This is a genomic window from Aureibaculum algae (genome assembly GCF_006065315.1).
Classification (GTDB): Bacteria; Bacteroidota; Bacteroidia; order Flavobacteriales; family Flavobacteriaceae; genus Aureibaculum; species Aureibaculum algae.
In genome coordinates this window covers 2,889,480-2,901,065 of sequence record NZ_CP040749.1, presented here as the reverse complement: position 1 = coordinate 2,901,065, position 11,586 = coordinate 2,889,480, and the positions used below count along the sequence as shown (strand labels likewise).

The window sequence follows — 11,586 nt, the reverse complement described above, 5'->3', positions numbered from 1 at the left end:
AGAAAACGTATTATTTTAGCTTAACTAATGTATTAAAACTTTATTTTAGAAATTTTGTTTATTGGTATTACAAAAAATAATTCATTAGAACGTACAGACCTTCTAAAGTAATCGTTTTGAGGTCCTATTGTATTTCTTTTCAATATCTTTAATGCATAAACAAATGTTTTTTTTGAATCGAGGTAATCAGTATCCAATCTAATATCGTTCATCGCATCTAAAGCAAATATCTTCTCTTTCTGTAAGCGTAAAGGCATGGGGAAAGAGTAAATACTTTCAAAATAAAGAGATGTGTCAAAATTTGGAGGTAGAGTTACAGGTTCGCCCATGTTACCATATGGATAAGATTCACTTTTAGGTAAATGGTTTGTATATAAAAATAATTGACCTTTATTCATACCTGTTTTTTTTATAGCATCGAATAACGCGATGGTTGTAAATTGATGATCTAAATGCCTATCTAAATTTGGGGATGGTGTGACAATTATATCGGGCTTGATGGTATCTAATAAAAAGGTTAAATCATTCACTAAAGAGATCCAGCGAGAAGTTCCTTTAACACTATCTAGCAATTTGCTAATATTTTGTTTTCGAAAAGAATTAATATCATAAGTCTTAGTGAAATGTGTTTTTACTAAAGCCGTATCATTTGCGTGCATTGCGGCCAAAGCTTCGTTGAAATAACCTAGATTTAAAATATTTTCAGATTGAATATTACCTAACAAAGGCACAGTTAAGCTATTCCAAGTGCGTAATTTTCCTTTTTGTAAATAATGAGTTAGACTGTCTTTGTATATTTCGTCGTATTTAAATTCGCCCGCATCACCCGCGGTTACGGTCACTATATACGTGTTTTTTGGATAAGTAGTATACAATCCATAAGCCGCAATTTCAGCATCATCAGGATGTGGTGCAAGAACCAAAATATTTTTATCTTTTAAAGTGCTATTTTTAAAGACATATAAGGAGACATCATCATTTATTAACTTAGTGTTTTGTGTATTTATTTTTATTTTATTAGTATTAATATTAGTATTTAAAACATCACTTATATTTAAATAACGCACCCCTTTAGAACCAATTTCAAAATGTTCTGAAATTACTTTATCATTAAAATAAATATTTATTTTTGGCTGAGAAAATTTACCTAAGAGTGTTGATTTTAAATTGACTTTTAAAAATGTTGAAACATTTTTATTTTTAATAATAGGTATTTTAATAGAATCATGCTTTACTTTCAAATTATATATTTGTGCACTGCCATTGTCAAAATTATATTTATAATCTAAAGTAGTATCGTAATTATATATTGATATTCTTTTATTATGTGCGTAAAATAAAATAAAGGCAATAACAACTAAAGCAAATACGGATAGAATAAAATATTTTTTTTTCATTAATAATTCAATTTTAATCAAAATAATATTATTAAAAATACGTTTAAACAAAAGTAATCAAAATAAGAGATAGTCTATATTAAACTCGTTTTTGATGTAAATTATTTTTACTTTTGAATATTGTTTATTTAACATTTGTTAAAAATTGATACATTTAAATTTATGAAAAATTTTGCCCTTATAGGAGCAGCAGGATATATTGCTCCGAGACATTTGAAAGCTATAAAAGATACTAAAAATAATCTAATTGCGGCTTACGATAAGTTTGATTCTGTTGGAATCATGGACAGTTATTTCCCAAATGCAGACTTTTTTGTTGAGTTTGAGAGGTTTGATCGTCATATCGAGAAATTAAAACGGCAAAGAGATATTAATCTAGATTATGTTAGTATTTGTACACCTAATTATTTGCATGATGCTCACATAAGGATGGCATTGAGACGAGATGCACATGCCATTTGTGAAAAACCATTGGTATTAAATCCTTGGAATATAGATGCTCTTTCCGATATTGAAAAGGCTACACAAAAAAAAGTGTATTCTATTTTACAATTAAGATTACATGAAAGTATCATAGCTTTAAAAAGAAAAATAGAGAATGGTCCTAAAGATAAAATTTACGATGTAGATTTAACATATTTAACCTCAAGAGGACATTGGTATTACACTTCTTGGAAAGGAGATGATTCTAAATCTGGAGGAATAGCATCTAATATAGGAGTTCATTTTTATGATATGCTATCTTGGGTTTTTGGTGATGTAAAAGAGAATAGAGTGCATCTACATAATCATGATAGGGCTTCTGGTTATTTAGAATTTGAAAAAGCTAGAGTTCGTTGGTTCTTGTCAATAGATTATAATGTTATTCCCGATGAAGTTAAAGAAACAGGTCAACGTACGTATCGTTCGATTACAGTTGATGGCGAAGAGATTGAGTTTAGTGGAGGGTTTACAGAATTACATACTAAAAGTTACGAAGATATACTTAATGGTAATGGATTTGGCTTACAAGACGCCAGACAATCAATTGAAATTGTTCAAAAAATAAGAAATTCTGAAATTTCACCGCTAACAGGAGATTACCATCCTTTTGCAAAAAAAGAAAATGCAAAACACCCTTTTAGAAATGGAAATACATATTAATTTACACCATTTATACTTTATTTTGATTAATTGAGCTGTAAATAATAAAATGTTTTTTAAAGATTCTTTGCTTTAATGTTGGAATTTAAACATAACGAAAATTCCTTTTTGGGATATGACAAATATATTTTATTGATTTTATGATAAATTCGAGTAATATTCTTAACATCATATTCGATTTAATTTTAGATGTTGCTATAAATTAATATAAAATATGTATATCTAATGAAACAACCATTATTAAGAATAGCATTATGTGTAATGTCCAAAAGCATTCCTTTTTGGGTTTATAAGATGATCGAAATCATTAATGAAGGGAATTACGCTGAAATTGTTTTAATTATTGAGAATAATAGCAAAAAGGAGAATGTTAAAGCAGTAAATAACTTTATATATAGGACTTATGAAAAAGTAGAAAATAAATTGTTTAAAAGCAACCCAAGTGCTTTTAAAAGTATGAAAATTAATTCTCTTTTAGACTGTGAGTCTATAAGTGTTAATAGTACTTCTCAGAACCAAAGTGATTATTTTGGAAAAGAAACACTTTCGGTTATTGACAATTTTCATTTAGATGTTATAATCAACTTAGGCCAAAATAAATTATCTGAGGATATTGTACAATTAACAAAATATGGAGTGTGGTTTTTTTCAGGGGGTGATGGTAAAAATATTCAAAGTAATGTACCAGGTGTTTCTGAAATATTGAACAAATCTTTTATTACTGGAATTACCCTGAACATGAATTTATGTAATTCTAAATTTGAACAAGAGGAGTTTGTCGTAACATCTACTAATTATGCTACTCATAAATTCAATATTAGTAAGAATAGAAATCAATTATATTTCAAACTAAAAACTTTAATTCCCAGGCAATTAAATCTCTTATTCCAGGATGGTTACGAAAAGTACTTTAAGGGATTAGAAGAAAGAAATAGTGTACCTAATTTTTATTCAAAACCTTATTACGAAATACCAACTACCTATGAAACTTTTAAAGGAATTGTTAGGAATTATGCGAAACTTTTAAAAAATATTGTTAAATCAAAATTTTATTTTGACCAGTATATATTATTATATAATTTTAATAATTCTAATAATTTTTCAAATTCATTTTATAAATTTAAAAGAATATTACCACCAAAGGACCGGTTTTGGGCAGATCCTTTTATACATGAAATTAATGGAAAATATTTTGTGTTTTTTGAAGAGTTAATTTATACAGAAAATAAAGGGAAAATTTCAGTTCTTGAGTTATCTAAAGACGGGCAGGTTTCAGAACCAAAAGTTGTCTTAGAGAAACCTTATCATTTGTCTTATCCCTTACTTTTTGAAGAAAACAAAAAATTATATATGTTACCTGAAACCTCGGAAAATAGAACTATTGAATTGTATGAATGTTTAGATTTTCCCTATAAATGGAAGTTATCAAAAGTATTAATGGAAAACATTAATGCTACAGATGCTACGCCTTTTAAATATGGTAACTTATATTGGTTATTTACTAATGTTGGAGAAGAAATGGGGGCAAGTACTCATGACGAACTTTACCTTTTTTATACGGAAGATTTATTTAATGGAACATGGCAATCTCATCCACAAAATCCAATAGTAACGGATGTCCAATTTTCTAGACCTGCTGGCAATTTATTTGTGAAAAATCATAAAATTTACAGACCTGCACAAGATTGTTCTAAACGATATGGCTATGCTATGCATATTCGAGAAATTACTATTCTTGATAAAAAGAATTATGAAGAAAGGGAAGTCCAAGCAATTTATCCTGAATGGAGTAAAGATGTTTCTGCTACTCATACTTTAAATCATCACAAAGAACTTACAATTATAGATGCTATTGTGACAAGGAAAAAATAAAACAGGATTAAAAACAAAGAATTATTATAAATTTAATTTTCTCCTCCATTTGCATAATCAAAAATTTTATGAATTTCTGATATCTCCTATATTTTGGTTAGTAAAATGTCTAATTACACGAATTTGAGAAGATAATTTTTATATGAAAATTATTTAAAAATTAAAACAACCGATTGCAAATTGACAGCACAAATTTTAAATTAGTTAATACTTTACTTTATAGTTTAAATAATAACCAGCCAGTTAATATTTAGAGAGTATCATAGGTAACTTTTAACTTCTTAAATACAAATTAAATCAAAGGGGGAAAACCCCTTTGATTTACAGGATTTTCCCCCTTTTTCTGTATTTTTTTTTTTTATTGTTAAATACATTGTTACATTCGTTGTGTTATTTATTCTTATATGCTATGAAAAGGAATATCAAGACTACCACTAATAAAACGGAAAAAGTAATCTTCATATTATTTACTTCACTATTTTTAAATAACTGCAATACAACTATAAGTACATCTGAAAAAGGTGAATTTATTAATTAAGTTTATTTATTTTATCTGCTAAAAAAAAAATTACAACTAAAAGTTATAATTCTGTTATTGCAAAGAAAGTAACTAGACTAATGTTTTGTCTTGTAAATTTAATGCTTATAATTAAAAGTGTATTCAATTTATAGAATATATATTGTAATTATTGGGGATTTATAGATTGCAATATTTTCTTAACTAAAATATTTATTATGAAAATAGTCCTAGTAACTCCATTACTTGATTTAGGTGGCGGGCAACGTTATATTACCTCCTTAGCTAACCGTTGGTCCTCTCAAGGTTACGTTGTAAACATAATTGTATTAAGAAAAGGAAAAAGTTTTTATCCCATTAATTCAGAAGTAGTTGTAACTGAATTAAATTTGACTGGTGAAGGAGGGATAAAAAAAGCTTTTAGTGCACTAAGGACATTGTTAAAACTTAGAAAAAAAATCCAATCTATTAATCCCTTTTTTGTATTGAGTATTTTGAGCTCCACTAATATTTTAACTATTCTAGCAACGCGATATCTAAAAACTAGGGTGATTGTAGAAGATGTGATGAGTCCTTTAAGGCCGAGAAGTAAAGTTGAAAACCAATGCCGTAAGTTTTTTTACAAAAAGGCTGATGGTATTATTGCCTTGACTGATATTGCTAAAGGAATTATTCAAGATGAAACGGGGTGTAAAAATATAATTACAATACCAAACCCCGTTTTTGACTTAAAAATAAATGAGAGTATTAAAAAAGAAAAAATTGTTTTAAATGTTGGTAGACTAAATTGTGCAAAAGGGCAAAAGTATTTTATAGAAGCGTGTAAAAAAATTAATAGACCTGATTGGAAATTTGTAATTCTTGGTGACGGTGAATTACGTAAAGAGTTGGAGCAGCAAATTAATAATTTGGACATACACAATCTCGTTACATTAAATGGAGTTGAAAAAGATGTAGGGAAATGGTTATCAAAATCTACTATATTTGCATTTCCTTCTGTTTCTGAATGCTTTCCAATAGCTTTGCTTGAAGGTATGGCAGCCGGTTTACCATGTGTTAGTTTCGATTGTTTAACTGGTCCAAGTGAATTAATAGAAGATGGTGAAAATGGATTTTTAGTCCCTGTAGGAGATGTTGACCAGTTTTCAAAGAAAATAGTACAATTGATGAATGATGAAAACCTACGAAATAAGTTTTCCATAAAAGCCAAAGAAATACAACAAAAGTTCTCAATAGATAAAATATCTAATGAAATTCTTGAATTTTGTTCTTATTGATTTCTTTCCATCTTTACCCTAAATATTAACAGTAGTTTCTTTAATAAGCTTCTCTCTTTTTTGCCTATATTTTCTAATAATGAAATGATCAATAGGTTTTTTAAAGAAACGATAGATTCTTATAGATAATAAAAAAAGTAATTTTCTATTAAATATACAAGTTTCAAGTTTTCTTAACCTACTGATTCCTTTATATTTTTTTAAAGGATATAGTTTATACTTATATAAATCCCCAATCATAATATTTATTTCGGAAATTGTAAAATCTGAAGTGAGTAGACGTTTAGATATATTAAAAAGCATTTCTTGTTGTTTGCTTTCAATAATTTTTGTTCCAATACCATTTTGTTTGTAAGTCTTAATAAAACCTGATATTTTTTTAGTCATAAAAATAAAATCAGTAATTGACTTACGGTGTGCATTAGATTCTTTATTCGTCCATATCGAATTAGGGTTTATAACGTAACGATAGGCATCCAATGGGAAGTAAGCAATTCTATTTGCTTTGGGTACAATTTCAGCATTAAAAACCATGTCCTCCATTACTCTACCTTCAATAAACTTTAAGCCTATTTCCAAAATTAATTGTCTTCTGTATATAGAAATGCAACAGCTTTCATTATAGCCACCAGTAGCAACATATTTCTTACCATTAAGCACTTTTATATCAGTAAATGAAGGCTTATTGTGTCTTGATACATTAAGAATTCTTGATTCAGTTCTGATATATTGAAATTCTAAAATATCTAAATTATGATTTTTTAAACACTCAAGAAGTGAATTAACGGTATTGTGTATTATATAATCATCAGCATCTATAAACCATATATATTCACCTTTGGCTAACTCAATTCCTCTATTTCTGGTTGCACTTAAACCAATGTTTTCTTGATCATAAACTGTTATGTTTTTATGCTTCTTAGAAATTTCATTTGCTTTAGATAAACTATTATCTGTTGAGCCATCATTTATAAGGATTATTTCAAAAGTATTTTTATTTATTGGTTGTTCAATTATACTATATAGACATTGTTCTATATACTGTTCGGCATTATACATTGGTATAATAAAACTTAATATCATTTTAATATAGCTCGTTTTAAGAATTTGTTTTTAATAATTGAATTTAAAATATCTAAACTATTTTATATTGCATGATTTGAGTCTAATTTTTTTCTTTATAATATTAACCATATTCATTTAATAGCAAAGAATAAATTTATTTTAAAGGTCTAAAATTTTAAAAAAAAAAATTAATAAATCTAAAATTCCTAATCAAACTTAACAATTGTTTTTTTAATTAACTTTTCTCTATTACGTTGGTGTCTTCTAATAATAAAATAATCAATGGGTCTTTTTAATAGCCTGTACATTAAAGCCGCAGTAATAAATAGTAATTTTCTATTAAATAAAAAGAGTTCAAGTTTTTTTAAAAAATATTTTCCTTTATAAGGAGTAAGGGGGTACAGATTGTTTCTAGACAAATCATTAATGATAGCATTAATCTCAATTATTTTAAAATCTGAAGTAAGTAGCCGTTTAGAAACATTAAATAGCATTTCTTGTTGTTTAAGATTAATAATATCTGTACCAATATTATTAATTTTATAGTCTTCTATAATATCAGAAAATTTTTTTGCCATAAAAATAAAATCTACAATCGATTTTCTAAATGCTTTTGATTCTTTACTTGTCCAAATTGAATTAGGATTTATGACATAGCGGTATGTATCTATTGGAAAATGAGTAATTTTTTCAGCCAAAGGAAAAAGTTCAGCATTGAAAGTCATATCTTCCATCACTTTACCTTCTATGAATCTAATTTTGGTAGACATTACAAATTCTTTTTTATATAAATTTGTGCAGCAACTATCATTTAAATCAACCTTTGAAGCATATTCTTTACCATTAAAAATTTCAATTTTAGAAATATCAATATGTTTTGTAGCAGCTTTGTTTAAAGCTCTAGATTCAGTTCTGATTTTATTGAATTGAAGTATATCTAAATCATGTTTTTCAGCGAAAGTTAATAAATGATTAGCGGTATCTGAAATAATATAATCATCAGCATCAATAAACCAGATGTATTTACCATTAGCCAAGTCAATTCCTTTGTTTCTAGCAGCACTTACTCCTTTATTCTCTTGTGTAAATACAGTAATATTTTCATGTTCTTTAGAAATTTCAGTGGCTTTAATTAAACTTCCATCTTTTGAACCATCGTTGATAATTATTACCTCATAATCATTTTTAATGAGCGGTTGATATAGAATACTTGCTAGACATTGTTCAATATAATTTTCTGCGTTATACATAGGTATAACAATGCTTATTCTCTTTTTCACAGGCGTAAATTGCACCATTTATTTTTGTTAATAATTATAAAAGGTAAATAGGCGACTTATTTTTAAGTGATGATAAATTTATACATAAATAATAATCTATAAAGTAAAATTAAAATAAGTTTTCAACCTTTATTAAGAAGTTGTTAAATTTTTTAAAGAAAAATATTATGTTTGTTAAAGAAAACAAAGTTATAAATAGATGAAAGTATTGTGACAATTTGTTTTAACAATATATACATTATTTAAAGCTATAAAAAAAATATAAAAAATCATGATCTCTCTTATAGTATGTTCTTATGATGGTTATTCAGACTGTTGGGACCCTTATTTTAAAATGCTTGTTAAATATTTTCCGCAGGCAAAAGATTTTGATATTATTTTAAGTACAACTACTAAAGATTATCATTTTGAAGGTTTAGATATTACCGTATTAAAACACGGTAATGATGCTCCTTGGGGTAAACGCCTTATAGAAAGTTTAAAAATTGCAAAGTATGATATTGTTTTTCCGTTATCTGAAGATTATTTTTTGCGTTCTCCTATGAATTTTAAAATGTTTAAACATTTTGTTGAATTAATGGAAAAAAATGATGAAGTAGATTTTATACGAATGCTTAGATATAGTGTGAGATGGAGTGATAAACCTTCCAAATATAATTTCTTAAATAAGATTGAACCCACTTGTAAACATCGTTTCTTACTCATTCCAGGGCTGTGGAAAAAAAAGACAATTTCAAAATATATTAAGGATTATGAAAATATTTATATGTCAGAAAAAATAAATGGTATACGTTCTTGGATTTATAAAGATGAATTCTATGCCATATCAGAAGAATACGTGAATGAGTATGGTCAACTTTATGATACTTGGAATAGCGGTTTTATATTTAAAGGTAAGTGGCCTGTTTGGTGTATTGAAAGTTTAGAATCGGAAAACTTAAATATTGATTATTCAATAAGAGGATCAATTGATAATGAGGGTGCTAAAAAAACACGAGTAGCCTCGAAAATAGCGATTATTAAATCACCTTTTACTTCTTCTAAATCCTTTTTAAATATTATTGGTTTATATATAAAATCATTATTCGTTAAATTATAATAATTATCTTCGCTAATATTGTTTTTATGAAATGAAATCGATTAATAAGCATATTGTACTTATCACTCCGTTATTAGACCACGGTGGAGGACAACGATATATTGCTAATTTATCTAACTATTGGGTTTCATTAGACTACACTGTTACAATAATACTTTTAAGGTCAGGTGAATCATTTTTTACACTTTCAGATAAAATAAAAGTTGAAGAATTAAATTATTGTAATAAAAACACAATAAATAGAATTTTTACGGGTTTAATAGCTGGTATAAAACTCAGAAGAATTCTTAAAGATGAGAATCCGAATTTTGTATTAAGTATTTTAAGTTCTACTAACATTTTTACGTTAATTTCAACACGTTTTTTAAATGTGAGAGTATTTGTTAGAGATGCAATGAGCCCATTTAGAAAAAGAAGTAAAATAGAAAGATATTTAAGAAAGTTACTTTACAAAAAAGCTGATGGTGTAATATTAATGACAAAAATTGCAAAAAATTTTGTAGAAGTTGAAACTGGAGTTTCCAATGTAAAAGTGATTCATAATCCCGTATCACATGTTAATAAGTATGATAATATAACTAAAGAAAAGATTGTTATAACTGTCGGTCGATTGACAGCGGTTAAAGCTCAACGTTATTTTTTAGAGGCTTGTGCTAAGTTAGATAGACCTGACTGGAAGTTTATAATTCTTGGGGAAGGAGAGTTAAGAGAAGATTTGAATAAGATGATCACTTCTTTAGGTATAGAAAATAGAGTTGCTATGCCTGGTGCAGTTAAGGATGTCGATTTGTGGTTAAATAAATCGATGATATTTGTTTCAACATCAGTTTCGGAGGCATGGGGAAATGCCATATGTGAGGCTATGGCAGTGGGATTGCCAGTAGTGAGTTTCAATTGTGATGTAGGGCCCAAAGAAATAATAGATGATAAAGAGAATGGGTTTTTAGTACCTATTATGGATGTTGATGAATTATCAGATAAGATTGAAATACTTATGGATGACGAGTTATTACGAAATAAAATAGGACATAATGCGATGTTGAAAATGCATCAATTAAATATAGAAACTATTTCTAAGGAAGTACTTGATTTTTGTTTAGAATAAAAAAATAAGAAGAAGAAAATAAGAAAATTAAAATTAAAATTAACATGAAAACAGTAATATTAGCTGGTGGTTTTGGTACCAGATTAAGTGAAGAAACAGGAGTAAGACCTAAACCTTTAGTAGAAATTGGAGGAAAACCGATTTTATGGCACATCATGAAAATGTATGCATCATATGGTCATAATGAATTTATAATTTGTTGTGGTTATAAGGGACATATGATAAAAGAATTTTTCTCTAATTATTATTTACATTCCTCTGATGTTATTTTTGATTTAAAAAATAATGAAACACAAATTATAAACAATAGTATAGAACCTTGGAAAGTAACTTTAATAGATACAGGTGAAAATACAATGACAGGAGGGCGAATAAAAAGAGTAAAAGAATATGTTGGTAATGAACCTTTCTTTTTAACTTATGGAGATGGTGTTAGTGATGTAAACTTTAATGAATTGTTAAAGTTTCATAATTCACAAAATACATTAGCAACATTATCTGCTGTTCAACAACCAGGTAGGTATGGGGCATTTAATTTAGAGCAAGACAATAATAAAATTGATAACTTTAGAGAAAAACCTAAAGGAGGTACGCGAGAAACTGCATGGATAAATGGAGGGTTCTTTGTCTTAGAGCCAGAAATTTTTGATTATATAAAAGAAGATAGTACTGTCTGGGAAAGAGAGCCTATGGAAAAATTAGCACAAGAAGGACAATTATCAGCATTTAAACATGAAGGATATTGGCAAAGTATGGATTCTTTAAGAGATAAAACAGTTTTAGAAGAAATTTGGCAAGAAGGTAATGCAGCATGGAAAAAATGGTAATTAC

Annotated in this window: 9 protein-coding genes; 6 read left to right on the top strand and 3 right to left on the bottom strand. The window is 27.3% G+C overall.

Features of this window, described 5'->3' with window-relative positions; all coding sequences use genetic code 11:
* Window positions 1–32 precede the first annotated feature (32 nt).
* Entirely contained in the window at window positions 33–1,397 is a 1,365-nt protein-coding gene (locus FF125_RS12125) for a PIG-L family deacetylase (protein WP_138950012.1), read from the bottom strand.
* A gap of 162 nt (window positions 1,398–1,559) precedes the next feature.
* Here FF125_RS12125 and FF125_RS12120 point away from each other — a divergent pair, with 162 nt between their 5' ends.
* The 3 genes from FF125_RS12120 to FF125_RS12110 all read left to right on the top strand — a co-directional run bounded on the left by FF125_RS12120 (window position 1,560) and on the right by FF125_RS12110 (window position 6,206).
* Entirely contained in the window at window positions 1,560–2,540 is a 981-nt protein-coding gene (locus tag FF125_RS12120) for a Gfo/Idh/MocA family protein (protein WP_138950011.1), read from the top strand.
* A gap of 225 nt (window positions 2,541–2,765) precedes the next feature.
* Window positions 2,766–4,412, top strand: coding sequence for a glucosamine inositolphosphorylceramide transferase family protein (locus FF125_RS12115; protein WP_138950010.1), 1,647 nt, complete (start codon window positions 2,766–2,768; stop codon window positions 4,410–4,412).
* Window positions 4,413–5,147: 735 nt separating this feature from the next.
* Window positions 5,148–6,206 (top strand): glycosyltransferase family 4 protein, encoded by a 1,059-nt coding sequence (locus FF125_RS12110; protein ID WP_138950009.1) that lies wholly within the window; start codon window positions 5,148–5,150, stop codon window positions 6,204–6,206.
* Between the two features lie 18 nt (window positions 6,207–6,224).
* Here the strand turns inward: FF125_RS12110 and FF125_RS12105 are convergent, their stop codons facing one another.
* Together FF125_RS12105 and FF125_RS12100 are read right to left on the bottom strand one after the other, a co-directional pair.
* Entirely contained in the window at window positions 6,225–7,289 is a 1,065-nt protein-coding gene (locus tag FF125_RS12105) for a glycosyltransferase (RefSeq protein ID WP_138950008.1), read from the bottom strand.
* Window positions 7,290–7,477: 188 nt separating this feature from the next.
* Window positions 7,478–8,569 carry a glycosyltransferase gene (locus FF125_RS12100; RefSeq protein WP_138950007.1) on the bottom strand — a complete coding sequence of 364 codons (1,092 nt, stop codon included), beginning with the start codon at window positions 8,567–8,569 and terminating at the stop codon, window positions 7,478–7,480.
* A gap of 253 nt (window positions 8,570–8,822) precedes the next feature.
* Here FF125_RS12100 and FF125_RS12095 point away from each other — a divergent pair, with 253 nt between their 5' ends.
* The 3 genes from FF125_RS12095 to rfbF are packed head-to-tail and all read left to right on the top strand — an operon-like array spanning window position 8,823 to window position 11,582.
* On the top strand, window positions 8,823–9,650 hold the full coding sequence (locus tag FF125_RS12095; RefSeq protein WP_138950006.1) for a hypothetical protein: 828 nt from the start codon (window positions 8,823–8,825) through the stop codon (window positions 9,648–9,650).
* 31 nt (window positions 9,651–9,681) lie between these two features.
* Entirely contained in the window at window positions 9,682–10,755 is a 1,074-nt protein-coding gene (locus tag FF125_RS12090) for a glycosyltransferase family 4 protein (protein WP_138950005.1), read from the top strand.
* A 44-nt stretch (window positions 10,756–10,799) separates the two neighbouring features.
* Window positions 10,800–11,582, top strand: coding sequence for a glucose-1-phosphate cytidylyltransferase (rfbF, locus tag FF125_RS12085; protein WP_138950004.1), 783 nt, complete (start codon window positions 10,800–10,802; stop codon window positions 11,580–11,582).
* Window positions 11,583–11,586 lie beyond the last annotated feature (4 nt).